Genomic DNA, 25,515 nt, shown 5'->3' with positions numbered 1-25,515 from the left:
GACGATCATGGGAAGCACCCTCCTCCTCTTCTGCCCGCCTACCATGCGGACCCACAATCTGACGGTATGTCTCTCTGATTCCCATTTCAGGCTCCTCTGCCCTACTGCACGGCGGGTGCCGCACAGGGGAGCGATCAGGGGCTACCTGGTCGGTCCCATGCACGGCGCCCGCCCCAGAGGCGAGGAGCGGCCGGTGTGTCAGTTGCGCTTGTGGCCAGCGTAGGGCGGTAGGGTCCGCCGCCCCCATCACCCATAGGGGTGAATTCCTGTAGTCCTGACGCTGTAGGGGGTGACTACGGGGATGGCCATTCACCCGGGCATGGTCGAAGACATGGCTGCGGGCACCCGCGATCTGTACGCGCAGGCCGAGGAGCGCCTGTTGGGCATCATCGCCCGGCAGTTGGCGCAGGGGCTTGACGCGCCGGGGTGGGCCGAGCGGAAGCTCGCCGCCATCCAGACGTTGCGCCGCGCGTCTCAGGGCGTCGTCGACGAACTCGGCAAGGCCGTGACCTTGGAAATCTTCGACGTCGTAGCCGAGGCGTACAACACCGGAGCGCGGGCGGGCGTGGCCGAGCTGGGCGCCCTGTCCGATGACGCCCGCCGCCTGGTCGACGACGTCACCCCCAACGCCCAGGCCATTGACCGGCTCGCACAGCAAACCGTCGACGTCGTCACCGACCGACACAGCAGCATCCTGCGGACGATCGTCGACCGGTTCCGCACCGTCGTCGCACAGGTGACCGCAACGCCCTTGCTCGGCACCGGCACCCGCCGCCAGGCCACACAGGACGCGATGCGCCAGTGGGCCGACGAGGGCGTGACCACCTTCCGGGACCGGTCCGGCCGCCGCTGGCAGCTCAACAGCTATGCCGAAATGGCCGTGCGCACGTCCGTCGGCCGCGCCGCCATCGAGGCGCACACGCGGACCCTTGCGGACGCGGGCATGGATCTCGTCATCGTGTCGGACTCGCCGCGCGAATGCCCGCTCTGCCGCCCGTGGGAGAAGAAGGTACTCACGATCGGAGGGCCGTCCGGCCGCCGTACGGTCGAGGTAGAGCACGGTATCGAGGATGGGCGCATGGTCTCTGTCCGCGTCGCCGGATCGCTCGCCGAAGCCCGTACGGCAGGCTTGCAGCACCCCAACTGTCGCCACAGCGTCTCCGCGTATACGCCCGGCATCACCCGCGTGGACAACGCCCGCAGCGACCCGGACGGGTACGAGGCTGGCCAGCGACAGCGCGAGATCGAGCGGCACATCAGGAAGTACAAGCGCCGCGCCGCGGGTGCCGTGGACCCTGTCGAGAAGCGCGCCGCCGAGGCCAAGGTGAGGCAGTGGCAGGGCGCCATGCGGTCCCACCTCGCCGCGCACCCCGATCTACGCCGACTCCGCCACCGCGAGCAGGAAGGTGCCAGCAACCTCCCGCCCGAGCAGCGCACCCGCGCCCGCGGGCAGGACAAGCCGCCGCCCACCCGACCGACCCCGGACCAGGTCGAGGCCGCACGCGTGTGGAGTGGCGACGACGCCAGCGTGCGCGCCATGTCGGACGACGACCTCGCCGCCGCCATGCGGTCGAACTTGCTCGACTCCCGGGCCCGCGCCCGGATAGAGAAGGAGGCCGACCGCCGCGACGTCGAGCAGCTGCTCGACCGCGCCGCACCAGGCGGGCGCCTCGCCGACGACCTCACCGCGCTCAGCGATACCGAGCTTGGCCGCGTGCTCGGCCACGTCGACGACGCCGACGCGCTACGGATCGCGGCCGAGCTGGACCGCCGCGACGTCGCCGCCCGTCTCCCGGGCGCGCGCCCGGACCTGATCGGCCTGTCTGACGACCAGCTCGCCGCCCGTGTCCGCGAGGCCCTCGCCCACGGCACAGACGACGTTGCACAGCTCGCCGCCGAGGCGCACCGCCGCGACCTGCTCGCCCGGCACTTCCCCGGCGGGCGCCTCGCCGACGACTTGACCGACGTCGGAAACGACGCGTTGGCGTGGGCGATGCAGTACGCCGACGGGGACGAAATGCTGCGGATCGCTGCGGAGATGGACCGCCGCGACCCAATCGAGCTACCGGCGCCGGCCGCCACCGGTGACGCCGTCGCTGATCTGCTCGCCGACCGCGACGCCCTCGCCGAAGCCATGGGCGACGCTGTACCGGACCCGGAAGGGTGGGGAGCGCTCGCCGACGACGCCGCCACATTCACGGCGTTGAAGGAGGCCGCGGAGAAGCTCTACCGCGCCGCCGACGACGACCAGGACGAGCGGCACACCATCACCCGCCGCGAGGCCCGCGCGCTCTACGACGAGTACGTGGAACAGCAGTACCTCGCCGCCGAACACGCCGTCGGATTCCTGCTCAACGCCAAGGGGCTCGCCAAGAAGGTTGACCCCGGCAGTCTGTTCCGCGGCCCAGCCCGCATCGCCTACGCCTACGCGTCCGAGGAACTGAAAGACTGGTGGGCCACCCATGGCAGGCTCACCCAGGCCGAGTTCATCGAGCAGGTGACCGGCAAGCAGCAGCGATGGGCCGCAGGCGCCCGCGAGAATCTGTGGGCCGAGGAGCAGAAGAGGTGACGCTGTGGGCACGCGCGAGAGCATCGTCCGCGCCATGCAGGAGGGGGCCGAGGCCGGGCGCCGAGGCGACCCCGTGACCGTCTGCCCCTACGAGGATCTACGGCGTACCGCGTGGATTCGTGGCTACGTCACGACCGCGCCGCCGCGCCCGCCCGTCGAGGACGACGACGCGTAACACACACCACTGACAGCACCACCCAGGAACGGCCCCCAGCCAGGCGCAGGGGGCCGTTTCCGTTTGCCCCGACGCAGGCTGCCAGGCGCGCGCCTGCCCCGACTACGGCCCAGGAGGCCCGTCATGTCCACCCCGACCCCGGCCGCACCCGCGGCCCCGGCCGCCCCGTCGACTCCCGCCGCCCCGCAGGCGCCGGCCGCGCCGAGTGCCCCGGCGGCACCGGCCACGCCCCCGGCACCGGCCACGCCCCCGGCACCGACCGCGCCGGCGCCGCCCGCCCCGACCACCCCGCCCGCAGCCCCGGCCGCGCCCGCGCAGGGTGAGCCGGGCAGCCTCGACCACCTCGACCAGGCGACCCGCGACTACATCACGAGTCTCCGTGCCGAGGCCGCATCGTGGCGTGTGAAGGCGCAGGGCAACACGCCGCAGGAACCGGCCGCCCCAGCCGCGCCCGAGGTCGACGTCAGCCGCCTGCCCAAGCGCGTACAGGAGCAGGTGCAGACCGGCCAGGCCGCCGCGCAGCAGCTCGCCATCCAGACCGCCGTCATTCAGGCCGCACCGGCCGCAGGCGCCGACCTGGTTGCACTGCTCGACTCGTCGTCCGCCATGGCCCAGCTCGCCGCCGTCGATCCCACCGACCAGGCCGCCGTCACCGCGGCGATCACCGCCGCCATGCAGGCGAACCCCCGACTGGCCGCACAGCCGACCGGGCCCGCCCGAGGCGGCGCCGAGTTCGGCGGACAGCCCGCCGCTGAAGCGCGCCCCACGAACCTCAACGACGCCATCGCCGCGCGCCTCGCGGCGAACTGATCCCCGCCGCCCGGACCACGGGCGGCCCCATGAACAGGAGTACCGCCCGTGCCCGCTATCTCTCTGGCCGAGGCCAAGAACAACACGACCGACGACCTCGACCTTCAGGTGATCGACGAGTTCCGTAAGGCGTCCGTCGTCCTCGACTCGCTCACCTTCGACCAGGCCGTGAACCCGGCCGGCGGAGGCGCGACCCTCACGTACGGATACCGGCGACTGGTCACCCAGCCGACCGCCTCCTTCCGTGCGCTCAACTCCGAGTACGAGGACAGCAACGTCACGACCGAGCGGTACACCGTCGACCTCGCCGTTCTCGGCGGATCGTTCTCCGTGGACCGCGTCATCGCCCGTATCGGCCCGGCCGCGTCCGGCGCCGTCGCGCTGAACATGGCGCAGAAGATCAAGGCGACCTCGACCAAGTTCCAGGACGCCGTAATCAACGGCGACACCGCGGCCGACGCGAACGGCTTCGACGGACTCGACAAGGCCCTCACCGGCTCCAGCACCGAGTTCCGGCTCGGCGAGGTCACCGACTGGTCCGACTTCGACGCCGACGCCCGCGCCGAGCACAAGGCCCTCGACGCAATCGACGAGTTCCTGTCGCTGCTCGACGGGGCGCCGTCCCTCATCCTGGGCAACTCCAAGGCCCTCGCCCGCGTCCGCGCCGCCGCCCGCCGTGCGGGCATGTACACCCGCAACCCGATCGAGGGGCTGCTGGGCGACAACGGCCGACCGATCGAGCGGGAGATGTACGGCAACGTCACGTTCGCCGACCCGGGCACCAAGGCGGGCAGCAACGACCCGATCATCCCTGTGGAGACGCGCACCGTCGCCACGGTGGCCACCGACAACCTGACCGACCTGTACGCCTACCGCGCCGGTCTCGACGGCTTCCACGGCGTGGCCACCGCCGGGGGTCAGCTGGTGTCCAGCTACCTGCCCGACTTCACCAACGCGGGCGCCGTCAAGCGCGGCGAGGTCGAAATGGGGCCGGTGGGCGTGGCGCTCAAGGCGACCAAGGCGGCGGCGGTTTTCCGCAACATCAAGGTGGCCTGATCATGGCCCGGATCATCACGCCCGTGAAGGGCTACACCGGGCCGGGCGTGGCCGGCCTCCACTTCGAGGCTGGCCACGCCGAGACCGACGACCCGGCCGCCATCGCCTACGCGCGACGCCACGGCTACACGGTCGAGGTCGAGGACGAGCCCCCGCACCCGCCTCCGAGCGACGAGACCGGGCCGGACGACAACGAGCGTCCGGCCCGCTCCGCGTCCAAGGCCGAATGGGTCGCCTACGCCAACCGGCAGGACCCGGGCGACCACGAGTCCATGACCAAGGAACAGCTCATCGAGCAGTACGGGGGGTGACCGATGGGCCGCGTCTACGCCACCCCGGAGCAGCTCACGGCGTGGACCGGCCGACCAGCCCCGGCCGACGCTGAACGGCTGCTCGCCCGCGCGTCCGAGGACGTCGACAGCGCGCTACTGACCGCGCTGTACGCGACGGACGCCGCGGGCATGCCGACCGATCCGACCGTGGTGCAGGCCCTCGCCGACGCCACATGCGCGACGGTCGAGTACCGCGAAGAGTCCGGCGACGACGGCAGCGGCGCGGCCGGCCGATGGGGTTCCGTCTCACTCGGCCCTGTCTCGCTCAGCGACCGCCGGGACGCTGCGGGCGACCCTCACGAGGTCGACATAGGGCCGCGCGCCCACCGCGCCCTACGCCGGGCCGGGTTGCTCCCGGGAGTGATCTGGTGAGGCTCCCCCGATGGCTGCTGCGGCACCGGGTCACGATCGAGCCCTACGCGGGCGACAGCGGGTACGGCAAGACGTACGGCCCACCCATCCCCGACGTGCGCGCCCTGGTCGACGCCCGTATCCGCGTCGTCCGCAACCGCGAGGGCCGCGAGGTCACCAGCACAGCCACGGTCTACGCCGAGCCGGACCTCGCCGCCCAGTGCCCGCCCGAGTCCCGCATCACCCTGCCCGACGGACGCGTGACGACCGTGATCGCGGTCGCCCCGCACACTGCGCCAGGTCTCGGCCTGCCCGAATCAACGGAGGTGACCTGCGAATGAGCCGCGCCCGAGTCCGCTGGAACGGCCAGGCCGTCAACCGCGCCGCCCGCGCAGGCGAGCTGCGAGGGCTCCGCATCGGCGCCGAGCACCTGTTGCAGGTCTCCCGCGACCGCGTACCGATCGAAGAGGCCACCCTCGAACGCTCCGGGGTCGCCGTCGTCGACGAGGCCGACGTGTCCGCCGTCGTGGCCTTTGACACCCCCTACGCGATCAGGCAGCACGAGGAACTCGACTACCGGCACGACGCCGGCCGAAGCGCCAAGTACTTGGAGGCCCCCCTCGACGAGGAGGGCGCCGTGATCCTCGACCTGATCGCCGCGCAGGTACGGAGGGCGCTCCGTGGCTGATCTCACCGACGGGATCGCCCGGTACCTCGACGCCCTCGACCTGATCACCTTCGACCCGACCGGCGTCACGGGGGACACGTTCGTCGGCACCATGCCGGCCAAGCCCGACCGGGCCGTGTCCCTCACCCTGTATGGCCCGGCGACGACCGAGGCCCGCGACGACGCCGACACGGCCCGGCTGCAAATCCGCGTCCGCGGTGACGGTGACCCGCGCACGTCGGAGCGGCGCTGCGCCGCCATCCGTGACGCCCTGCACGGCCTCGCCGGGATCGAGCTGCCCGACGGCACATGGCTGGTGCTGGCCACCGCGCCGCGCCCCTCTCCGCTCGGCCCGGACACCAACGGCCGCCACGAGCACGTCACCAACGCCGCGATCGACTACGCGGCCCCCACCACCACCCCGTAAGGAGGCCCGCCCATGGCAGGCAACTCCCGGCCGATCGACGCACGCGGCTGGATCATCGAAGTCGAGGACGCCGACGCTGCCGCGGAAACGTGGTTGCCCGTCCTCGGTCTGACCACCTTCAACGTCAACCCGGGCGAGAACGAAGAGACCGCCGACACGACCGCGTTCGACTCGGAAGGCCAGTACTCGCAGGACGTCATGCAGCGCGGCGCCACGCTCAGCGTCGAAGGTCAGTACCGCATCGACAAGACGACGTCCGCGCAGGACCCGGGCCAGGCGTACATCGACACCGTGTGGGCGAACCTGCTCGGAAGCGAGTCCCAGAACCGCATCCGGTACCGGCACAAGTCGCAGACCAAATGGGCCATCTGGGACGCGACGGTCACGCCCGGCGAGGCGGGTGGCGCAACCAACGAGAAGACGACCTGGTCCGCCACGTTCACCCGTTGCGGCGCCCCGACCGTGGCGGATGTGGTCGCCCCGTGAGCGAGTACAGCGACGACTACGACGACGACCAGGCCGGGACCGGCGCCGACCAGGCCGCCGACTTCGATGCGTTCTTCCGCGAGGAGGTCGACACCGGCACGCGCGAGCGCCAGACGCTCACCGTGTGCGGGCGCCGGTACCTGCTCCCCGACTCCCTCCCGCTCATGTTCACGGTCGGTATGGAGCGGCTTCAGAACAGCGCGGACGTCGACGACGTGCGGAAGATGCTCGCCCCGCTGTTCGGCCGCGACGCCCTCGACGAGTGGGCCGAAGGCGGCATGACCGACCGCCAGTTCCGCATCGTGCTGGTGTACGCCGCCGCCAACGTCCGGTCACCCGGCTCCCTCACCATGGCGGGCGCGGCCGAGCTGCACGACAGGCAGGAGGCCGACAAGGCCGCGGGGGGAAAAGCGCCGGCGCCGAACCGAGCGGCGAGGCGCAAGAAGAACGGGAAGCGTCGGAGTTCTGGCAAGCGGTAATCCGCCACTGGCGGGCCGTCGAGGGTGACCTCTCCCGTGAGCACCAGGTCGCCGCCGATCAGCTCGCCCGTATGTCGACGCGCCGTTTCCTGACCCTGATCGGCGACCTGTCCGACCAGGCCCGTTTCCCGCGGGCGTGGCAGGCGACACCGCGCCGCGTCGACGACCCCGACGAGATCGCCCGCATCACGGGCATCCCCACCGAGTAACACCGGCCGCGCGCCGGACACCTGAGGAGGTGATCCGGCGTGGCGCTCACCGTGGGCGAGCTGCTCGCCGTCCTCGACGTCGACGACTCCGCGATGCGGTCCGGTCTCGCCGCGGCCGAGGGCGACGCCCGAAGCTCCGGGCAGGCCATCGGCGATGGCGTCGTAAGCGGCGCCGACGGCCGCCTGAGGGATCTACGCGGCCGATTCGTCGCGGCCGGCCAGGACGCGGGCGAAGGTCTCGCGTCCACCGTGGCCGACGCGGGCGGCGAGGGCGCCGACGCCGCAGGCGACAGCATCGCTTCCCGGCTCGGCGACAGCCTCAAGGCCGGACTCGCGGGCGCTGGTCTGGCCGCGGGCGCCCTGCTCGCGGCCGGCATGACGCAGGCCCTCGAACAGGGCCAGATCACCGGCCGCCTGGGGGCGCAGCTTGGCGCCACCCCGGCCGAGGCCGAGAAGTACGGCCACCTTGCGGGCGAGCTGTACGCGGACGCGGTCACTACGGATTTCCAGGCCGCAGCCGACACGATTTCGGCTGTGATGCGTGCGGGCATTGCCCCGCCCGACGCGACCGAAGCCCAGCTGAAAACACTCGCTACGGGCGTTTCTGACCTTGCGAGCACTTTCGAGCTGGACCTTGGCCAGACCGCGAATGCCGTCGGCCAGATGATTAAGACTGGCCTGGCGAAGAATGGCACGGAAGCGATTGACACGCTTACGGCCGGGCTGCAAAAGATGGGTCCGCGTGCCGATGACATAGCGGACACGTTTAACGAATACTCCACCGTATTTCGTCAGATGGGCATCAGTGCCACTGACGCTACGGGTCTACTCTCGCAGGGCTTGCAGGCAGGCGCGCGCGACACAGACATTGTCGCGGACGCCCTGAAGGAATTCGTTCTGATCACGCAGGGCGGCGGTAAGGAAGTCGACGCCGCTTTCTCCAAAATCGGCCTTTCCGGCAAGGAGATGCAGGAGGCTTTCACCAAGGGCGGCCCGGAAGCCAAGGCTGCACTCGACAAGGTATTTGACGGCCTGCGCAGTGTGGGCAGCGAAAGCGATCGGCAGGCTATCGCCGTCGCCCTCTTCGGGACAAAGGCCGAGGACGCGCAGAAAGCTCTTTACGCCCTCGACCCATCGTCAGCTACCGAGGCACTCGGCCAGGTTGGCGGCAAGGCGACGGAGATGGGCAACAGCCTGCGCGACAACGCGGGCGCGCAGGTCGAGGCGTTCAAACGTCAGGCCATGCAAGGACTGGTCGACTTTCTCGGCACCACCGTCATTCCGGCATTCATGCAGTTCGCCGGATTCCTGGTCAGTCACAAAGAAGAACTCAAGTTGTTCGCTGCCGTGATAACCGCCGTGGTCGTTCCCGCGCTGGTCTTGCTTGGCTCTAAGGCGCTGTGGACCGGGTTGCAGATGGCGCAAGCGTGGGTCGTTGCTCTCGGCCCGATCGGCTGGATTGGCCTCACCATTGCTGGTCTGGTCATCCTGATCATCGCCTATTGGGACGACGTCAAAAAGTACACGCTGCTTGCGTGGGATTGGGTCGTCGGAAAGCTGACGTCGGCCAAGGATGGAATCCTTGAGGCCGTGTCTTTCCTCGGAGCAATACCGGGAATGATCGGCAAGTTCTTCGGTGACGCAAAGGACTACGCCGTTCAGAAGACGCTCGAATTGGTGGCGTGGTCCGCTGCGCTCCCGGGCAAGATCGCAGGCGCAATCTCGGGGCTCGGCGGACTGCTCTACTCGTGGGCTGGCCGCGCCTGGCAGCGATTCCGCGACGCGACCGCGCAGAAGGTTCTTTCGCTGCTCTCTTATGCGCAAGGTTTGCCGGGCAAGATTTCGGGGGCGATCGGTTCCCTTTCGGGCCTGCTCTACAGCAAGGGTCAGGATCTCGTTCGCGGTCTGCTGAGCGGCGTAAAGGGCATGGGCTCGTGGCTGAAATCGCAGCTCATTTCGTTCGCGAAGAACATGATTCCGGGTCCGATCGCCAAGGCGCTCGGTATCAACTCACCATCGAAGGTGATGCGTGACCAAATCGGCCGATGGATTCCCGCTGGCGTGGTCGAAGGGATCAAGGGCGGCTACGGCGCGGTCCGTGCGGCCATGACGTCGCTCGTCCCTGCTCCGTCTCTGCCTGCTCTCGCCCCGGCGGGCGTGGGCGCGGCCGGCGCGTACGGGTCGCCGTTCGCGGCTCAGTCGACGGGCGGCGCCCTGGTGCACATCGAGAACTGGAACGCCGCCGAGCACGGTTCGCCGGATGACAATGCGCGCGCTCTGGAGTGGCTCGCGAAGGGGCGGGGGTGATGCGCGGTGGCCGCTGCTGGTGACCGGGTGACCCGGCCGGGGCACGTCCAATACGGGGCGCTCCTCCTCGGTCCGGGCACCCCGTACCGGTGGAAGACCCTCACCGGCTGGGAGGATCTCCCGCCGCTCGACTCCGGGACCGTGGCGCGGTCCGACGCGCACGGCTCCTTCCCTGGGCGGCTGCTCGCACAGGCCCGCACCATCGGTCTCGAAGGGCTGATGGTGCGGGCGCCCCGCGACCGGATCGGCGCGGTGGTCGGCGCCCTCAACGCGGGCACGGCCATCGTCGAGGATGAACGGCCACTCGTTGTGTGGCTCGACGACCGCGGGCCGCTGCTCTCCTACGCCCGTGCGATCCGCCGGGCGGTGCCGACGACGCTGGGCTACCGGCTCGGCTCGATCCAGGACGGCGCGGTGCAGTGGGAAGCGAGCGACCCACGCCGGTACGCGCTCGCCGAGCAGTCCGCCACAGCGCGGCTGCCGATGCCTGAGCCGGGGCTCGACTGGCAGACCGACCCCGGGCCGGAACGGCTGGCCTGGCCGCTGGAATTCGGCACGCCAGGCAGTACGGGCGCCCTGTCGGCGACGAACACGGGGGACGCACCAACGCATCCCATCGTCGAGTTCCGCGGGCCGGTGGAACGTCCGTCGCTCACGAAGACGGGCACGGGCGAGGTACTCGAATACGACCTCCCCTTGGCTGCTGACGACGTCCTCACGGTCGATACCAGCGCGGGCACGGTGACGCTCAACGGCACCACGTCACGGCTCGGCACGGTCACGGCGCGGTCGGTTCCCGAGCAGACGTTCACGCTCGCCCCCGGCGAGCTGGTCGGCGACGTCGTTGCGCCGGCCACCACTCCCCTGATCTTCCGGGCCGCTCCCGGCTCGACCGATCCCGCCGCGTCCGTGACGGTCCGGTGGCGGTCGGCCTACTGGTAAGGAGAACACCCCGTGCGTAGTGCATGGCTGCTGCCCGGCGGCGCTTCCGAGCCGGGCCAGACCCGCGAGGACACCCGGTTGTCCCCGCTGGGCACGTACACGCCCGAGTCGGAGCTACGAACCCGGTCCGGCGTGCTCGCCGGCGGCAATCCGTTCGCCGCAACCGGCGCGGGCCCCATGACGCTTCAGATCGGAGCAGGCCGCGCGGTGGTGCAGGGTACTGACGCCCAGGGCGCCTACCCCGTGTGCCTCGACGCCCCCGTAACCGTGTCGTTTGAAGACGGCGCGGCCCAGTTCACCCGGATCGATTCCGTGGTGGCACGGGTCTATGACGGCCTGTACGACACGGAGGGGCAGACCCTCGCACAGGTCGAGCGGATCACGGGCGATGCCGACGCCGAACCGTCCCCGCCGCTGCTGCCCGCCGGGTGCCTGCGCCTGTGGGACGTGGCCATACCCGCGGGCACGTCGGCCGGTGTCGGCGGTATCGACTGGGGCGCGGCGCTCACCGACCGGCGCCGGTACACGTCCGCTCACGGCGGCATCGTGCCGCGCGGTGTCGCTTCCGACGCCGGCGCCTACGACGGCCAGTACGCCGACTTCGACGGCACCCTGTACCGGTGGTCGGCGGCCGACTCACAGTGGGAGTTGTACCGTCCCCCGCCCGCACCGGTCACCAAGGTCACGACCGGTTTCGCAGTGGCGTCCGGCTGGGCGCTGGTTACCTTCGACGCGCGGCGGTCCGGCGACGGCCAAACCGTGACGACCTCGATCGAGGTACGGCGGACCGGCGCGGCCCTGCCTGCCGAGCCGAACCTCAACGACACGTTGGTGGGCAGCCTGCCGGACGGCTGGCAACCGGGGTGGGGCTTCGAGGCGACCGCATCCGACGGCTACGGCTTCGGCGCCGCCTACATGAGCCCGAACCGCACGGTCACGCTCCGGTCGTGGGCGCCGAGTACGTCGATCGGCACGGGCGCCAACCTGCGTATCTCTCAGACCTACGTGCAGTAGAGGGGGTCCCGCGTGCTGGCGCCTGCATACCGCGTATTGCTCTGTGACCTGCGCTCTGACCAGCTGATTGACGCTCTGCCGATGTCCGGGGTGAGCCTTGACGACTACATCGGCAAGACGGGCCGCCTGTCGGGCACCGTGCCGATCCCGAACCGAGCGCTGGCCGACCGGGCACGCAAAGCCCTGGTCCCCGGGCGCACGGCCGTGTGGGTCGAGCGGGGCCGTGATCTGTGGTGGGGCGGCATCCTATGGACGCTCAGCCTCGCCAGCGATCAACGCGGCATGCTCACCACGCAGATACAGGCGGGCGGCTGGGAGTCCTACCTGTACCACCGACTTCTGTACGACACGCAGGTGGCCGAGCAGGTCGACCAGCTCGATATCGCACGGAGCCTGGTCGACTACGTGCAGAACACGCCGGGCGGCGATATCGGCATCACCTACGACACGCACGTGTCCGGCGTCCTCCGCGACCGCACGTACCTGCGGTACGACCTGCCGGCCGTGGGCGACCTCCTCGACGACCTCGCCGCGGTCGAGGGCGGTTTTGAGTGGCGCATAGCCAGCTTCCGGGACACGGACGGGCGGCGCGTCAAGCGCATGCGCTTCGGCTATCCGAAGATCGTCACCGGTGCTGCCGATATCGTCCTGGACCATCCGGGACCGGTCCTGTCCTACACATGGCCGACCGACGCCACGCGGAAGGCGAACGCGTGGCAGTCGAGGGGCGCGACGGTCAACAGCAACCAGGCTGCTGACAGCTTCCCGCTCACGTCCGCACTGGTCGTGGACGACGCCGACGTGGCCGCAGGCTGGCCACGCCTCGACGGGACCAGCGACTACACCACGGTCACGCAACAGGGGACCCTCGACGCGCACGCCCGCGCTGATGCTGCCGCCGCCCGAAACCCGGTCGTCATTCCCGAGGTCGAGGTACTGCTTGGCGGGCAGATCACCCCGGCGCTGCTCGGCGCCACGGTCCGGCTCCGCATCAGCGACCTGTGGCACCCCGGCGCCGACCGGCTCGACGCCCGTTACCGCGTCGTCGGCATGTCCGTCAGTCCACCCGAACGCGGCCGGCCCGAGACCGCGCGCCTGTACCTGGAGGTTCCGTAGTGCCGTTCGTCCCGCAAGACGTCCTCGACCGGCTCACCTCGCTGGAGCGGCAAGTTCGCCAGCTCACCGGCCGCGCGCAGATGCGGCCCGCCCTGAACCAGGTACTCAATGGGGACGTACAGATCGGCGAGGGCGGACAGCTCATCGTCCGGTCGCCGGACGGCATCACGTCCATGCTCATTGGCGATCTGGACACGACGACCGGCGGGAAAGAGTTCGGTATCCGGCTCCGTCGCCGTGACGGCAGTGAGGCACTGAGCATCTGGAACGGCGTCCGCACCGACGAGGCGCAAGCCTTCCGGATCAAGGACGCCCACGGAAACGACCTGCTCACCGAGGACGTGACCACGGAGGGGCTCTACCGGCCGTGGATTCCGTACGGGACGCCGATCCCGTCGGACTACAACCTCTGGCCGAAGACGACCAGCACGGCATGGGAAGAGATCGCCCGCATCCGAGCATCCACGCAGCACCCGCGGTTGCGCTACTACCTGACCGCGCTGGAGAGCAGCGGGACCGAAGGCCAGTCGCGTATCACCGTGGACGGCACCCCGGTCGCCACCAGCGGATCAGGGGACCCCGCCATGCAGGGCGTTGCCTCGATCCCCAGCTACGAGTTCGGCAAGGAAGTCGATATCCGGATTGAGGCCCGCCGGATCTCCGGGACCGGGACCGTCTACGTTGCCCCGCACGCCCTGTACGGCGTCGGCTCGGCAGCCTGACCAGGAAGGAGCGCCATGCTTCCCGACGGCATCCCGACCGTCACCGTGACCGGCCGATACCTGTCCCTCAACGACGAAGGCCAGCCGCTGAGCGGACAAGTGATCTTCCGAGCCCCGGGGTTGATCACCTTCCCCGACTATGACGTCATCCTCGGCGGCCCCGTCAGCGTGCCGCTCGACGCAACCGGCGCATTCGAGGTGGAGCTACCGGCGACCGACGCGCCCGGCATGAACCCTTCCGGCTGGTCGTACTCCGTCGCCGAGCAGCTCGCCGGCGTGCCCATGAACCGCGTCTATAACGTGCTGCTGCCCGCTGAGACGCCGGCGGTCGATATCGCCGATATCGCGCCGACCGACCCGACCACCCCGACGTATGTGGCCGTGCGTGGCGACTCCGCGTACGAGGTCGCTGTCAAGGCCGGTTTCGTCGGCACGGTCTCGCAGTGGCTCGCGTCGCTGATCGGCGCGCAGGGGCCGCAGGGTGCGACCGGCGTCCGGGGCTCGCAGGTCTACACCGGCACCACCGCGCCGGCCGCCGGACTCGGCGCCGACGGAGACGTGTACACGCAGTACACGACAGCGACCAACTTGGGCGTGACCAATACCGTGGTCAACCTCTGGTCCAAGTCGGGCGGCGCCTGGGCGCGAGTCGGCGGGGACGTGAAGGGCGCTGCTTGGTACGTCGCGTCCGGCCCCGGCACACCGTCCGCCACCGTCCCCATAGGGGACATGCTGCTACGCACCGACGTCGGCACCGTGTATCAGCGCGGCGCTTCGGGGTGGGAGAGCAAGGGCAGCATCATGGGCCCACAGGGCCCACAAGGGCCACAGGGCGTCAAGGGCGACCAGGGCGCCCCCGGCGTCGTGCAATCCGTCAACGGCAAGTCAGCCGCCGATGTGCTGCTCAACTCGGCCGACGTGGACGCCCTCGCCCGAGTCGGCACCACAGAAAACGTGTTCGCCGCCTTCAAGGGCAACGGCGCCAACGCGCCGTTGAACGTCTACGGCAACGCTACGGACGACAAACGGTTCGCGGTGCTGTCGTCTGGCAGTTGGTACAGCAACGGGATGGCCAACACCGCGTACAACATGGGCGTCGGCTCAACCCTGACCCCGTTCGGTGGCGGCACGTACGTACTCGGCTTCCAGAACGCGGCTGCCGTGCCCACAGGCACGCCCGGCAGTGGCGTGGTGGCCTACGCCGAGAGCGGGAAGCTCAAGATCCTTCAGGGCGACGGGACGACGATCACGGTGGGGGACGCGCAGCCGACCGCGCCGCCACCGGGGGTGTGGCTGCCGTCCGACTTCGGTCTGAGCGGCTGGGCGTACGACCTGCACGCCAACTCCCCCACGCCGGGTGACATGCCGTCGCAGGCCGGACGCCTGTACCTGGTCGGCGTGCCACTGCGCACGGCGAAGACCGTCACGCAGATCGCCGTTCACGTCATGGGATACGACAAGCCCAACTCGACGTTGACCGGCGCCTACTTCGGTATCTACGACAAGTCGTTCGCGCCCCTGTCCCGCTCGGCCGACGCACGGTCACAGCTCCCCGAGGTGCACAACGTCGGCGGGCAGATCGCGCGCATCACGGTCCCGTCCGTGAGCCTCGCTGCGGGTTTCTACTACGTCGCCATCCTCGTAAAGGGTGCGACCACGGCGAGCCCGTTCTTCGGCGCAACCAACTGGACTCCGGTAGGCACTGCGACGAAGGAGACGACGTCCGGGGCCGTCGGAGTGTCGATGAGTGGCGTGCATCGGTGGCTGCAAACGTCGTCCACCTCGCTTACGTCCCTCCCGGCCGCGGGCGGGCTCACCGCCGCGAGCTTCGCCGAGACGACCACCTGTTATTGGGCCGCCATCGTCTGAGCCGCCCGCACCACCCGACCCACGCCCGAGCGCACCGCGCCGGGCGTTTTCTCATGTCTGGAGACCCGCCCATGTCCGTCAAGATCATCAGCCGCGCCGCGTGGGGCGCCACCCCGTGGGACCGTGACCCGAGCAGCAGCGGCCCCGCGCACGTCGCCCTGGCGCAGCGGGACGAGTTCTTCGTCCACTACGACGGAGCGCACCACATCACGAGGACCGGCTACGCCATCCCCCGCGCCATCGAGGCCGAACACGTCGGCAACGGATGGGCGGGCATCGGCTACTCGTTCGTTGTCTCGCAGGCCGGGGAGATCTTCGAGGGCCGCGGGTGGGACCGCCAGGGCGCGCACTGCCCCGGCCACAACATCTCCGGTTTCGGCGTACAGATCGCCATCGGTGGCGACCAGGAGCCGAGCGAGGCAGCCCTCGCCGCCTGCCGCGCCCTGTACGACGAGGCATGCCGGAAGACCGGCCGGACCCTCGCGAAGAAGGGCCACAAGGACGGCATCGCCACCCAGTGCCCCGGGACCGCGCTGTACGCGTGGGTCAAGGCCGGCATGCCCGCCAAGGGCTACGAGGCCGCGCCGAACCCCGGCGGGAGCACCATCCCGGGCGGGAGCGTCGCCCGCTACCAGGTCACCATCGGCGGCCTGGCGTACGGGTACGGAGCGTACGGCGACCACGTGACCGCCGTCGGCCGCGCCCTGGTGAAGAAGGGGTTCGGCAAGCACTACACGTCCGGCCCCGGGCCCCGGTGGACCGACGCCGACACCAAGAACTACTCGGACTACCAGCGAAGCATGGGGTTCGAGGGCACCGCGCCGCACCAGGACGCCGACGGCATCCCCGGCGAGTCGTCGCTCCGGAAGCTGCTCGGCACCCTGCCCAGCAAGACGCCTACGAAGACGCCGCCGCCGTTCCCCGGCCGCGACAAGTTCGGGCCCGGGGCGAGCAACGTCTGCGTGACCCGACTCGGCCGCGCCCTGGTCGCCAAGGGCTACGGCGACCACTACCGCAGCGGTCCCGGCCCGAGCTGGAGCGAGGCCGACCGCCAGAACGTCGAGGCGTTCCAGCGCGCGCAGGGCTGGACCGGCGCCGATGCGGATGGCTACCCGGGCCCGGAGACGTGGCGCCGCCTGTTCGCCTGATCCACCCCACCCCTTGCCCGGCCGCGGTCGACACTCGAGCATTCGCGTCACAGTGACGACAAAACTCGAGGTTTCGCACCGCGCCGGGCACCCTCCCCCGAGATCGGAGCCCCTCATGTCCCCCGAGAACAAGCGCACCATCCGCACGGTGCTTCAGACCGCCGTCGGCGGTGCCGTCGCCCTGCCCGGCATCGTCGACGCGTCCGGCATTCCCGAGTCCACTCCGTGGATCGCGGCCGGTCTCGCCGCCGCGGGTGGCTTCGCCCGCATCATGGCCCTGCCGTCCGTCGAGCGGCTGCTCGACCGGTTCGGCCTCGGCCTGGTCGACGACGGCCCCGGAGGCGCCGACCAGTGACCACCAACCCGCCGCCGTCGGACCCGGCCGCGGTCGCCCTCGAACTGGAGCGCATACGCCGCACGATCGAGGTGGGGTTCACCCGCACCGATGGCGCCCTCGCCCTACTCGTGCAGAGGCACGACCAGACCGATGCCCAGATCAAGGACCACGCGGCACGCCTCGACGCCCATGACACCCGACTCGACGTCCTCGAACGCGGAGACACCGAGCGGCAGAAGCGCGACACGGAACGACTCGCCGCCCTCGAACGGGCCCGGTGGCCGCTTCCGTCCGTCACTGCCCTGGTTGCCGTGATCGGCCTCGCCGTGTCCCTCTGGCAAGCCTCGCACTGACCACAACGCCCCCCGTACGGCCACAACGGCCGCGCGGGGGGCGTTCTTGCGTTCCCAAGGGCTACAGAGCGCCGCCCTTGATACCAGCCACCAGACCGGCCAGGCTCGCCCGCGAAAGCAGCACGGCCGGACCCGTCGGCGCCTTACTGTCCCGCACCGCGATCGTCTGCCCGTCGACGACGCCGCACTCAACGCAGTCAGACTGCGTGCCGCTCGCCGACGACTTCCACCAGGTCACGGGGAGAGTCGACGAGTCTTCAACGTGGGCCATGTTCATCCCTTATCTGTTCGATGCGTTCTGCGGACTGCTCGACGGACAGCGCCGCCGCGCGGAGTCGCTCGAATGCGTCCCGGTACACGCCGACCTGCTCGCCATCCTCGACGTACAGAGCAGCGGTCAGGCTCTCGACGTGTACGACGTCGAGGCCCGCGAAGTCCTCGAAGCCGAGGACCGAGTATGAACCCATCTGCCCGACGTGGGGCGGGGAGTCGGACGGCAACACCTGGATCGTCACGTTCGGCCGCCGGCCGCGGTCGAGCAGGCGCCCGAGCTGGTCGCGCATGACGCCCGTGCCGGCACACCGTGTGCGCAACGCCCCCTCGGCGATGATCGCCCACAGGTTCAGCGGAGCCTCGCGGGTGAGTACGGACTGCCGTGCAAGGCGGACCTCGACCAGCGCGTCTACCTTCTCTTCTACCGCGTCTGACATGCCGATTGAGGTCATCAGCTCACGCGCGTACTCGCCTGTCTGAAGCAGGCCCGGGATTACGCCTATCTGCCACGTGCGCACCGACGTCGCTTCGGCTTCCAGGCTGATCAGGTCCTCATAGGCAGGCGACAGGACGCCCCGGTAGGACTGCCACCAGCCGCGCCGCGCGCCCTCGCGGGTGAGTGCCAGCAGGGCCGTACGCAGCTCGGCATCATCTTCGCCGTACAGGTCGAGCAGTAGCTCAACGTCCGGTGCCTTCGCCGCAGTTCGCGCCGTCTCCAGTCGCGACAACTTGGCAACCGTGATGGCGCCGTTTGACTTCTCGGCGACCTCTTCGAGAGTCAGGCCGAGTGAGTCGCGGAGCGCGCGGAGTTTCACGCCGAGCCTGCGCCGGCGCACCGTCGGTGTGCTCACGAACCCCCCTCCCGGGTCTGACCTGTCGCTGACAGTCTGCCGCTTGCCCGCGGGTGATGTCACCTGCCGCCCCCCTTCCATCCAGCCACTCTCAGCGGCATATGCAAATTCTCATTTCATCTCTGCGAGGGTTGCACATAGGAGGTGAGAGAGAGCACCCTGTCGTAACGAAACGTTGCCGTGCCGACGTAGCGCGTTACGAAATCCCGCGTTGACTGGCACCCATGGCGAGGGAGTTTGCATGGTTCACATGCGAGCGGGCGTGTTACCGAACTGCTGCCAGCCGCCGACGGGCCCCCCGTCGCAGGCCGTGTTCCCGTCCGACCCCGAGACTCCGCGGAAGGCTCGCGGATATGTGCGGGCCGTACTGCGAACGGTCGACCCGCCTCTGAGCGGGGATCAGGTCGATGACGTCTGCCTCATCGCGTCCGAGCTGGTCACGAACGCGTACAGATACGGGGGCGAGCCGGGCGACTCCGTGCTGGTCGTCGTGGCGCCCGCAGTCGACTGCATCCGCGTCGAGGTCCACGACACGCGCCGCAAGCGGCCCCTCGTGAGGACCGAGTCCGACGAACGCGCCCGCGGCCGGGGCCTGCACATCGTCGACCTGCTCGCCGAGCGCTGGGACGTCACAGAGCGACCGTTCGGCAAGGCTGTATGGGCAGAGGTGGCGCGGTGAGCAGCTCGCTGAAGACGGTACCGGGGCCGACGTTCGCGGCAGGCATCCAGCTCGCGACAGGCGTACACCGGGGGGACGGCTTCGCCGTGGCTCAGGTGCTCGCCTACCACGTCCCGCCCATGTTCGCGACGGAGAGCTACGAGAGCATCAGCAACGGCATGCACGCCATCGCCACGGCAATGCGCCTCGGACCGTGTGAAGCTCAGCCGCCGTACATCGGACACCGGGTGAAGATGCGGCGCGGTACGCCGTTCCTCGACTACGGCCGCGACGACTACCGGATGGCGCTCCCCGTCGGCGAGGAGTGGCGGAAGCTGGTCCAGGATGGCGGCCCCGTGCGCATCCTGCTGATGCTCGACCCACGCCCCGCCGGCCTCCGCCAGCCCGAGTTGAGCGAGTTCGTACGCGACGCCTTCAAGCGCCGCGCGATGCACTGGGGCACGACCTATCACGTGTGACCTGCTACCGGCGCGCTCTACGCCGGCCGTGCCGGTAGCTTCTCCGCGGCCCGTCCTCGCGCCCCCGTCGAGGGCGGGCCGCTCCCTCATTTTTCGTACACACGTTCGACACTTCAGTATCCTTGAGCACGGAACTGCGTGCATGCTCCACTGAACTGCCCGGCGGTCGGTTGCGAGTCGATTACGCCGGGTAGCGCGACCCCTGGGGGTGTGAACCCCTGGGGGTCGTCGTGCGTGACCTGTATGTGAGCGGGTGCCAGGATCAGGGAAGGGGTTGACCGACCCTGGTGAGCGCCAGAGAATCGGCCGAGTAGTGAAATGGTCTAAACCACGCGGGACGGTGCACAGATGACAACGAACGAAAGTCCTTCCCTCTCCAACTTGCTCAAGGAAGAACGCAGGTTCGCACCCCCCGCCGACCTGGCCGCGAACGCCAACGTCACGGCGGAGGCGTACGAACGGGCCAAGGCTGACAGGCTCGGCTTCTGGGCCGAGCAGGCCCGCCGGCTGACCTGGGCGCAGGAGCCGACCGAGACCCTGGACTGGTCGAACCCGCCGTTCGCCAAGTGGTTCAAGGACGGCACGCTGAACGTCGCCTACAACTGTGTCGACCGGCACGTGGAGGCCGGCCACGGCGACCGGGTCGCCATCCACTTCGAGGGCGAGCCCGGCGACAGCCGTGCCCTGACCTACGCCCAGCTCAAGGACGAGGTCTCCAAAGCCGCCAACGCCCTGCTGGAACTGGGCGTGCGCAAGGGTGACCGGGTCGCGGTCTACATGCCGATGATCCCCGAGACCGCGATCGCGATGCTGGCCTGCGCCCGCATCGGCGCCGCCCACTCGGTGGTCTTCGGCGGCTTCTCCTCAGACGCGCTGGCCACCCGCATCCAGGACGCCGACGCCCGCGTCGTCATCACCGCCGACGGCGGCTACCGGCGCGGCAAGCCGTCCGCACTCAAACCCGCCGTCGACGAGGCCGCCGAGCGGGCCGGGACGGTCGAGCACGTCCTCGTCGTCCGCCGCACCGGCCAGGACGTCGCCTGGGACGACACCCGCGACAAGTGGTGGCACGAGACCGTAGACCGGCAGTCCCCGGAGCACACGCCGGAGGCGTTCGACGCCGAGCACCCGCTGTTCATCCTGTACACGTCCGGCACGACGGGCAAGCCCAAGGGCATCCTGCACACCTCCGGCGGCTACCTCACGCAGACGGCGTACACCCACTGGGCCGTCTTCGACCTCAAGCCGGAGACCGACGTCTTCTGGTGCACCGCCGACGTCGGCTGGGTCACCGGACACTCGTACATCGTCTACGGCCCGCTCGCCAACGGCGCGACGCAGGTCATGTACGAGGGCACCCCGGACACCCCGCACCAGGGCCGGTTCTGGGAGATCGTGCAGAAATACGGCGTGACGATCCTGTACACGGCGCCGACCGCGATCCGGACGTTCATGAAGTGGGGCGACGACATCCCCGCGAAGTTCGACCTGTCCTCCCTGCGCGTCCTCGGCTCGGTGGGCGAGCCGATCAACCCCGAGGCGTGGATCTGGTACCGCAAGAACATCGGCGCCGACACCACCCCCGTCGTCGACACCTGGTGGCAGACCGAGACCGGCTCGATGATGATCAGCCCGCTGCCCGGCGTCACCCACGCCAAGCCCGGCTCCGCCCAGCGCCCGCTGCCCGGCATCTCCGCCACCGTCGTCGACGACGAAGCCAACGAGGTACCCAACGGCGGGGGCGGCTACCTCGTCCTCACCGAGCCGTGGCCCTCCATGCTCCGCACCATCTGGGGCGACGACCAGCGCTTCATCGACACGTACTGGTCGCGCTTCGAGGGCAAGTACTTCGCGGGCGACGGCGCCAAGAAGGACGACGACGGCGACATCTGGCTGCTCGGCCGCGTCGACGACGTCATGCTCGTCTCCGGCCACAACATCTCCACCACCGAAGTCGAATCCGCCCTCGTCTCCCACTCCTCGGTCGCCGAAGCGGCCGTCGTCGGCGCGGCCGACGAGACCACCGGCCAGGCCATCGTCGCCTTCGTCATCCTGCGCGGCACCGCCTCCGAGACCGACGACCTGGTCACCGAGCTGCGCAACCACGTCGGCGCCACCCTCGGCCCCATCGCCAAACCCAAGCGCATCCTCCCCGTCGCCGAACTCCCCAAGACCCGCTCCGGCAAGATCATGCGCCGCCTCCTGCGCGACGTAGCCGAGAACCGCCAGCTCGGAGACGTCACCACCCTGACGGACTCCACGGTCATGGACCTCATCCAGACCAAACTCCCGGCGGCGCCCAGCGAGGACTGAGCCACGGACACCGAGGGCACCCGGCGCCGTACGCGCGCCGGGTGCCCTCGCCCTGTGCGGCGCCCGGGGCACGGGTAAGCTGGACGGGACGTAAGAGAATCATCAAGATCCTCATGGTGCGCCGGGAAGTCTGGTCGGCATGTGTTCCGTGCTGCCCACCCACCGGAGGTTCTCCCCGTGACCGCGCCCCGCACCCCCCGCAAGGCCTTCGGAAGGCTGTCCCTCCCGGAGCGCACCTACCTCGCGGACGCGCTGCGCACCGAGACCGTCGGCGGCGTCCTGCTGCTCGTGGCCGCGATCGCCGCCCTGGTGTGGGCGAACATACCGGCGCTGCACGACAGCTACGAGAGCGTCGGCCACTTCCACTTCGGTCCCGCGGCGCTCGGTCTGAACCTGTCGGTCGCGCACTGGGCCGCCGACGGACTCCTGGCGATCTTCTTCTTCGTCGCCGGCATCGAACTCAAACGCGAACTCGTCGCCGGTGACCTGAAGGACCCCAAGGCCGCCGCCCTCCCGGTGGTGGCGGCGCTGTGCGGCATGGTCGTACCGGCCGTCGTCTACACCGTCACCAACACCGCGGGCGGCGGCTCCCTGGCCGGCTGGGCCGTGCCGACGGCCACCGACATCGCCTTCGCGCTCGCCGTGCTCGCCGTCATCGGCACCTCGCTGCCGAGCGCCCTGCGCGCCTTCCTGCTGACGCTCGCCGTCGTCGACGACCTGTTCGCCATCCTGATCATCGCGGTCTTCTTCACCGACTCCCTGAACTTCGCCGCGCTCGGCGGCGCGGTCGTCGGCCTCGTCGTCTTCTGGCTGCTGCTGCGCAAGGGCGTACGCGGCTGGTACGTGTACGTCCCGCTCGGCCTGGTGATCTGGGCCCTGATGTACAACAGCGGCGTCCACGCCACCATCGCCGGCGTCGCGATGGGCCTGATGCTGCGCTGCCACCGGCGCGAGGGCGAGGACCACTCACCCGGCGAGCGCATCGAGCACCTGGTGCGCCCGCTGTCGGCGGGTCTGGCCGTTCCGCTGTTCGCGCTGTTCAGCGCGGGGGTGGCCATCTCCGGCGGGGCACTGGCGGACGTGTTCACCAAGCCCGAGACCCTCGGCGTCGTGCTCGGCCTCGTCGTCGGCAAGACGCTGGGCATCTTCTTCGGCACCTGGCTGACCTCGCGCTTCACCAGGGCCTCGCTCAGCGACGACCTCCAGTGGGCGGACGTGTTCGCGGTGGCGACCCTGGCCGGCATCGGGTTCACCGTCTCGCTGCTCATCGGCGAGCTGGCCTTCGAGGGCGACCAGGCGATGACCGACGAGGTCAAGGCCGCCGTACTGACCGGTTCGCTCGTCGCGGCGGCATTGGCGACGGTACTGCTGAAGGTACGGAACGCGAAGTACCGGGGGATGGTCGCGGAGGAGGAGCGCGACGACGACCTCAGTGGTGTACCGGACGTCTACGAGGAGGACGACCCCGCATACCACCTGCGGGTGGCCGCCGTCTACGAGAGGAAGGCCGCCGAGCACCGCCGGATCGCCGAGGAGATGGAGTCGGCGCGGCTTGCCGAAGTGGCGGGCGGGGCAGGCGATGAGGACGACCGTCCGGCATGATCTGACGAGACGGTACAAAAGACGGAACCGTACTCAGATGAGCCAGCAGGAGAGGGAGACCGCGATGAGCGCACCCGACGGCAGCCCGGTCGGCACCGAACGCAGCATCGGCCAGCTGTTCGCCTCGGCGACCACCGAAATGTCGGCGCTCGTGCACGACGAAATCGCGCTGGCGAAGGCGCAGCTGAAGCAGGACGTCAAGCGTGGGGCGACGAGCGGTGGCGCGTTCTCCGCCGCGGGCCTGCTCCTGCTCTTCTCGCTGCCGATGCTGAGCTTCGCGCTGGCCTACGGGATCCGGACCTGGAGCGGCTGGAACATGGCCGTCTGCTTCCTGCTGTCCTTCGCCGCGAACGTGCTGGTCGCGGGTCTCCTCGCGCTGATCGGCATCGTCTTCGCGAAGAAGGCCAAGAAGGGCCGCGGCCCGCAGAAGGTCGCCGCCTCGGTGAAGCAGTCCGCGGGCGTGCTCCAGAACGCCAAGCCGCACCCGCGCCCGGAACTGCCCGCGGACCGGTCCCCCGAAGCGATCGAGGCTGTGGCACGCTCGTCCTCATGACGGGCTCCACCACCCCTTCGGGGCACTTCTCCTCGGCGCAGCACCCCACGTCGGTCGTACGCCTCGGCATCCCCGGCGGGCCCGAGGTGACCCACCGGGACGTCGCGGCCAACGGCGCCCGCTTCCACATCGCCGAGCTGGGTGACGGGCCGCTGGTGCTGCTGCTGCACGGCTTCCCGCAGTTCTGGTGGACCTGGCGGCACCAGCTGGTGGCGCTCGCCGACGCCGGTTTCCGCGCGGTCGCCATGGACCTGCGCGGTGTCGGCGGCAGCGACCGCACCCCGCGCGGCTACGATCCCGCGGGCCTCGCCCTCGACATCACCGGCGTGATCCGCTCCCTCGGCGAGCCGGACGCCGCGCTGGTCGGTCACGACCTCGGCGGCTACCTGGCCTGGACGGCCGCCGCGATGCGGCCCAAGCTCGTCCGGCGGCTCGCGGTGTCCTCGATGCCGCACCCCCGGCGCTGGCGCTCGGCCATGCTCGGGGACGTCCGCCAGAGCCGGGCGGGTTCGTACATCTGGGGCTTCCAGCGCCCCTGGGTGCCGGAGCGTCAACTGACCGCGGACGACGGCGCGCTGGTAGGCCGGCTGCTCCACGACTGGTCCGGACCGCGACTGCTGGAGGACGAGGCGGTGACGGCGTACCGCCGCGCCATGTGCATCCCCTCCACGGCGCACTGCTCGGTCGAGCCGTACCGCTGGCTGGTGCGGTCCCTGGCCCGTCCGGACGGCGTCCAGTTCTACCGCCGGATGAAGCGGCCGGTGCGCGTGCCGACCCTGCACCTGCACGGTTCCCTCGACCCCGTGATGCGGACGCGGAGCGCCGCAGGGTCGGGGGAGTACGTCGAAGCGCCGTACCGCTGGCGGCTGTTCGACGGGCTCGGGCACTTCCCGCACGAAGAGGACCCGGTCGCGTTCTCGACCGAACTGATCAACTGGCTCAAGGACCCGGAACCCGATCGGTGACCGTTCGGTGAGCGATCGGTGAGCGATCGGTGACCGAACGGACGCGCCCGGTATCCGAACCGGAACGCTTGTCCTATGAACGGCCACTTGCCCGGCGCATAGGCCAATTGAGGGCTCCGGGCACGGTTATCGACCATGAGGCGGGGGCACACGTCCGGTTATGGGCTGGACGCACGACTACAGTGACGTAGCACGCGACGGCCGCTCCACGAGCGGCGTGAGCAGCACCCACCGACGCGGCGGCACCCCGCAACTCGCGGGTGCGGACCTTCGAGTGGGCATTCCGCGCATTCTGCGCCGCCGGGCCCGCTGGGTCTCCGTACGCCTGCGCCATCCGCGGACCTGAGACACACCGCCTGTGTTGTTCGGGGAGGTTGGTGACGCGGCTGGCGGGGGTTTGGCCTGCGATGCCGGTGTGGGGTCGGTGGTAGTTGTACCAGTGCAGCCAGTGG

The 25,515-nt window shown here is 70.0% G+C and carries 30 protein-coding genes; 28 read left to right on the top strand and 2 right to left on the bottom strand.

The genetic code is table 11. The annotated features are described in order from the left end of the window. Positions 1–301 precede the first annotated feature (301 nt). The 21 genes from ACZ6IM_RS39110 to ACZ6IM_RS39010 all read left to right on the top strand — a co-directional run bounded on the left by ACZ6IM_RS39110 (position 302) and on the right by ACZ6IM_RS39010 (position 17,369). Complete coding sequence (locus ACZ6IM_RS39110) at positions 302–2,569, top strand: phage minor capsid protein (RefSeq protein ID WP_469563667.1); 2,268 nt, start codon at positions 302–304, stop codon at positions 2,567–2,569. A gap of 4 nt (positions 2,570–2,573) precedes the next feature. Next, the gene (locus tag ACZ6IM_RS39105) at positions 2,574–2,744 is read left to right on the top strand and encodes an Rmf/CrpP fold protein (RefSeq protein ID WP_469563664.1); all 171 of its coding nucleotides are present in this window, start codon (positions 2,574–2,576) and stop codon (positions 2,742–2,744) included. Between the two features lie 123 nt (positions 2,745–2,867). Further along, positions 2,868–3,554 carry a hypothetical protein gene (locus tag ACZ6IM_RS39100; protein WP_469563661.1) on the top strand — a complete coding sequence of 229 codons (687 nt, stop codon included), beginning with the start codon at positions 2,868–2,870 and terminating at the stop codon, positions 3,552–3,554. Between the two features lie 48 nt (positions 3,555–3,602). Further along, complete coding sequence (locus ACZ6IM_RS39095; protein ID WP_469563659.1) at positions 3,603–4,610, top strand: major capsid protein; 1,008 nt, start codon at positions 3,603–3,605, stop codon at positions 4,608–4,610. Between the two features lie 2 nt (positions 4,611–4,612). Beyond that, entirely contained in the window at positions 4,613–4,921 is a 309-nt protein-coding gene (locus ACZ6IM_RS39090) for a hypothetical protein (RefSeq protein ID WP_469563656.1), read from the top strand. Positions 4,922–4,924: 3 nt separating this feature from the next. After that, entirely contained in the window at positions 4,925–5,314 is a 390-nt protein-coding gene (locus ACZ6IM_RS39085; RefSeq protein ID WP_469563653.1) for a hypothetical protein, read from the top strand. Beyond that, positions 5,311–5,634 carry a hypothetical protein gene (locus ACZ6IM_RS39080; protein ID WP_469563650.1) on the top strand — a complete coding sequence of 108 codons (324 nt, stop codon included), beginning with the start codon at positions 5,311–5,313 and terminating at the stop codon, positions 5,632–5,634. The genes ACZ6IM_RS39085 and ACZ6IM_RS39080 overlap by 4 nt, the downstream gene beginning before the upstream one ends. After that, the gene (locus ACZ6IM_RS39075) at positions 5,631–5,981 is read left to right on the top strand and encodes a hypothetical protein (protein ID WP_469563647.1); all 351 of its coding nucleotides are present in this window, start codon (positions 5,631–5,633) and stop codon (positions 5,979–5,981) included. The genes ACZ6IM_RS39080 and ACZ6IM_RS39075 overlap by 4 nt, the downstream gene beginning before the upstream one ends. Further along, on the top strand, positions 5,974–6,387 hold the full coding sequence (locus ACZ6IM_RS39070; RefSeq protein WP_469563645.1) for a minor capsid protein: 414 nt from the start codon (positions 5,974–5,976) through the stop codon (positions 6,385–6,387). Before ACZ6IM_RS39075 ends, ACZ6IM_RS39070 begins: the two co-directional genes overlap by 8 nt. A gap of 12 nt (positions 6,388–6,399) precedes the next feature. Then, the gene (locus ACZ6IM_RS39065) at positions 6,400–6,873 is read left to right on the top strand and encodes a phage tail tube protein (protein WP_469563642.1); all 474 of its coding nucleotides are present in this window, start codon (positions 6,400–6,402) and stop codon (positions 6,871–6,873) included. Continuing rightward, entirely contained in the window at positions 6,870–7,352 is a 483-nt protein-coding gene (locus tag ACZ6IM_RS39060; protein ID WP_469563639.1) for a hypothetical protein, read from the top strand. Before ACZ6IM_RS39065 ends, ACZ6IM_RS39060 begins: the two co-directional genes overlap by 4 nt. Before the next feature lie 71 nt (positions 7,353–7,423). Beyond that, entirely contained in the window at positions 7,424–7,561 is a 138-nt protein-coding gene (locus ACZ6IM_RS39055; protein WP_469563637.1) for a hypothetical protein, read from the top strand. A gap of 39 nt (positions 7,562–7,600) precedes the next feature. Then, positions 7,601–9,868 (top strand): phage tail tape measure protein, encoded by a 2,268-nt coding sequence (locus ACZ6IM_RS39050; protein WP_469563634.1) that lies wholly within the window; start codon positions 7,601–7,603, stop codon positions 9,866–9,868. 6 nt (positions 9,869–9,874) lie between these two features. Further along, the gene (locus tag ACZ6IM_RS39045) at positions 9,875–10,810 is read left to right on the top strand and encodes a phage distal tail protein (RefSeq protein ID WP_469563632.1); all 936 of its coding nucleotides are present in this window, start codon (positions 9,875–9,877) and stop codon (positions 10,808–10,810) included. A gap of 12 nt (positions 10,811–10,822) precedes the next feature. Next, positions 10,823–11,824, top strand: a complete 1,002-nt coding sequence (locus tag ACZ6IM_RS39040) for a hypothetical protein (protein WP_469563629.1) — start codon at positions 10,823–10,825, stop codon at positions 11,822–11,824. A 15-nt stretch (positions 11,825–11,839) separates the two neighbouring features. Further along, positions 11,840–12,940, top strand: a complete 1,101-nt coding sequence (locus tag ACZ6IM_RS39035) for a hypothetical protein (protein WP_469563760.1) — start codon at positions 11,840–11,842, stop codon at positions 12,938–12,940. Continuing rightward, the gene (locus ACZ6IM_RS39030; protein WP_469563627.1) at positions 12,940–13,662 is read left to right on the top strand and encodes a hypothetical protein; all 723 of its coding nucleotides are present in this window, start codon (positions 12,940–12,942) and stop codon (positions 13,660–13,662) included. Before ACZ6IM_RS39035 ends, ACZ6IM_RS39030 begins: the two co-directional genes overlap by 1 nt. 15 nt (positions 13,663–13,677) lie before the next feature. Then, positions 13,678–15,531, top strand: coding sequence for a hypothetical protein (locus ACZ6IM_RS39025; RefSeq protein ID WP_469563624.1), 1,854 nt, complete (start codon positions 13,678–13,680; stop codon positions 15,529–15,531). Between the two features lie 71 nt (positions 15,532–15,602). Continuing rightward, complete coding sequence (locus ACZ6IM_RS39020; protein ID WP_469563623.1) at positions 15,603–16,679, top strand: peptidoglycan-binding protein; 1,077 nt, start codon at positions 15,603–15,605, stop codon at positions 16,677–16,679. Positions 16,680–16,794: 115 nt separating this feature from the next. Beyond that, positions 16,795–17,034, top strand: coding sequence for a hypothetical protein (locus tag ACZ6IM_RS39015; RefSeq protein ID WP_469563620.1), 240 nt, complete (start codon positions 16,795–16,797; stop codon positions 17,032–17,034). Beyond that, positions 17,031–17,369, top strand: coding sequence for a hypothetical protein (locus tag ACZ6IM_RS39010; RefSeq protein ID WP_469563617.1), 339 nt, complete (start codon positions 17,031–17,033; stop codon positions 17,367–17,369). The genes ACZ6IM_RS39015 and ACZ6IM_RS39010 overlap by 4 nt, the downstream gene beginning before the upstream one ends. A 61-nt stretch (positions 17,370–17,430) precedes the next feature. On the opposite strand, the gene ACZ6IM_RS39005 is transcribed toward ACZ6IM_RS39010, so the two are convergent. Both ACZ6IM_RS39005 and ACZ6IM_RS39000 read right to left on the bottom strand, forming a co-directional pair. Further along, positions 17,431–17,640 (bottom strand): DUF397 domain-containing protein, encoded by a 210-nt coding sequence (locus ACZ6IM_RS39005; protein WP_469563615.1) that lies wholly within the window; start codon positions 17,638–17,640, stop codon positions 17,431–17,433. Next, positions 17,627–18,493, bottom strand: coding sequence for a helix-turn-helix domain-containing protein (locus ACZ6IM_RS39000; protein WP_469563612.1), 867 nt, complete (start codon positions 18,491–18,493; stop codon positions 17,627–17,629). The genes ACZ6IM_RS39005 and ACZ6IM_RS39000 overlap by 14 nt, the downstream gene beginning before the upstream one ends. 262 nt (positions 18,494–18,755) lie before the next feature. Here ACZ6IM_RS39000 and ACZ6IM_RS38995 point away from each other — a divergent pair, with 262 nt between their 5' ends. The 7 genes from ACZ6IM_RS38995 (at position 18,756) to ACZ6IM_RS38965 (ending at position 25,409) form a co-directional block, all read left to right on the top strand. After that, a complete protein-coding gene (locus ACZ6IM_RS38995) occupies positions 18,756–19,172 on the top strand; it encodes an ATP-binding protein (protein ID WP_469563758.1) in 417 nt (138 codons plus the stop codon). After that, complete coding sequence (locus ACZ6IM_RS38990; RefSeq protein WP_469563609.1) at positions 19,169–19,630, top strand: hypothetical protein; 462 nt, start codon at positions 19,169–19,171, stop codon at positions 19,628–19,630. Before ACZ6IM_RS38995 ends, ACZ6IM_RS38990 begins: the two co-directional genes overlap by 4 nt. A gap of 348 nt (positions 19,631–19,978) precedes the next feature. After that, entirely contained in the window at positions 19,979–21,943 is a 1,965-nt protein-coding gene (acs, locus tag ACZ6IM_RS38985; protein ID WP_469563607.1) for an acetate--CoA ligase, read from the top strand. Between the two features lie 177 nt (positions 21,944–22,120). Beyond that, the gene (gene nhaA, locus ACZ6IM_RS38980) at positions 22,121–23,545 is read left to right on the top strand and encodes a Na+/H+ antiporter NhaA (RefSeq protein ID WP_469563604.1); all 1,425 of its coding nucleotides are present in this window, start codon (positions 22,121–22,123) and stop codon (positions 23,543–23,545) included. A gap of 64 nt (positions 23,546–23,609) precedes the next feature. Further along, positions 23,610–24,098 carry a phage holin family protein gene (locus ACZ6IM_RS38975; protein WP_003975371.1) on the top strand — a complete coding sequence of 163 codons (489 nt, stop codon included), beginning with the start codon at positions 23,610–23,612 and terminating at the stop codon, positions 24,096–24,098. Next, positions 24,095–25,063, top strand: coding sequence for an alpha/beta fold hydrolase (locus ACZ6IM_RS38970; protein WP_052836409.1), 969 nt, complete (start codon positions 24,095–24,097; stop codon positions 25,061–25,063). The genes ACZ6IM_RS38975 and ACZ6IM_RS38970 overlap by 4 nt, the downstream gene beginning before the upstream one ends. A gap of 160 nt (positions 25,064–25,223) precedes the next feature. Beyond that, a complete protein-coding gene (locus ACZ6IM_RS38965; RefSeq protein ID WP_078582024.1) occupies positions 25,224–25,409 on the top strand; it encodes a hypothetical protein in 186 nt (61 codons plus the stop codon). Positions 25,410–25,515 lie beyond the last annotated feature (106 nt).

The sequence above is a fragment of the Streptomyces sp. NPDC042336 genome, from assembly GCF_055581985.1.
This window is presented reverse-complemented; position numbering and strand designations above follow the sequence as displayed.

Bases quoted from the DNA above. Each gene is read 5' to 3' on its own strand.
- ACZ6IM_RS38965 (WP_078582024.1), top strand. From the start codon at position 25,224: ATGGGCTGGACGCACGACTACAGTGACGTAGCACGCGACGGCCGCTCC.
- ACZ6IM_RS39020 (WP_469563623.1), top strand. From the start codon at position 15,603: ATGTCCGTCAAGATCATCAGCCGCGCCGCGTGGGGCGCCACCCCGTGG.
- ACZ6IM_RS39075 (WP_469563647.1), top strand. From the start codon at position 5,631: ATGAGCCGCGCCCGAGTCCGCTGGAACGGCCAGGCCGTCAACCGCGCC.
- acs (WP_469563607.1), top strand. From the start codon at position 19,979: ATGACAACGAACGAAAGTCCTTCCCTCTCCAACTTGCTCAAGGAAGAA.
- ACZ6IM_RS39100 (WP_469563661.1), top strand. From the start codon at position 2,868: ATGTCCACCCCGACCCCGGCCGCACCCGCGGCCCCGGCCGCCCCGTCG.
- ACZ6IM_RS38970 (WP_052836409.1), top strand. From the start codon at position 24,095: ATGACGGGCTCCACCACCCCTTCGGGGCACTTCTCCTCGGCGCAGCAC.
- ACZ6IM_RS39025 (WP_469563624.1), top strand. From the start codon at position 13,678: ATGCTTCCCGACGGCATCCCGACCGTCACCGTGACCGGCCGATACCTG.
- ACZ6IM_RS38975 (WP_003975371.1), top strand. From the start codon at position 23,610: ATGAGCGCACCCGACGGCAGCCCGGTCGGCACCGAACGCAGCATCGGC.
- ACZ6IM_RS39055 (WP_469563637.1), top strand. From the start codon at position 7,424: ATGTCGACGCGCCGTTTCCTGACCCTGATCGGCGACCTGTCCGACCAG.
- ACZ6IM_RS39110 (WP_469563667.1), top strand. From the start codon at position 302: ATGGCCATTCACCCGGGCATGGTCGAAGACATGGCTGCGGGCACCCGC.
- ACZ6IM_RS39090 (WP_469563656.1), top strand. From the start codon at position 4,613: ATGGCCCGGATCATCACGCCCGTGAAGGGCTACACCGGGCCGGGCGTG.
- ACZ6IM_RS39015 (WP_469563620.1), top strand. From the start codon at position 16,795: ATGTCCCCCGAGAACAAGCGCACCATCCGCACGGTGCTTCAGACCGCC.
- ACZ6IM_RS39065 (WP_469563642.1), top strand. From the start codon at position 6,400: ATGGCAGGCAACTCCCGGCCGATCGACGCACGCGGCTGGATCATCGAA.
- ACZ6IM_RS39005 (WP_469563615.1), bottom strand. From the start codon at position 17,640: ATGGCCCACGTTGAAGACTCGTCGACTCTCCCCGTGACCTGGTGGAAG.
- ACZ6IM_RS39085 (WP_469563653.1), top strand. From the start codon at position 4,925: ATGGGCCGCGTCTACGCCACCCCGGAGCAGCTCACGGCGTGGACCGGC.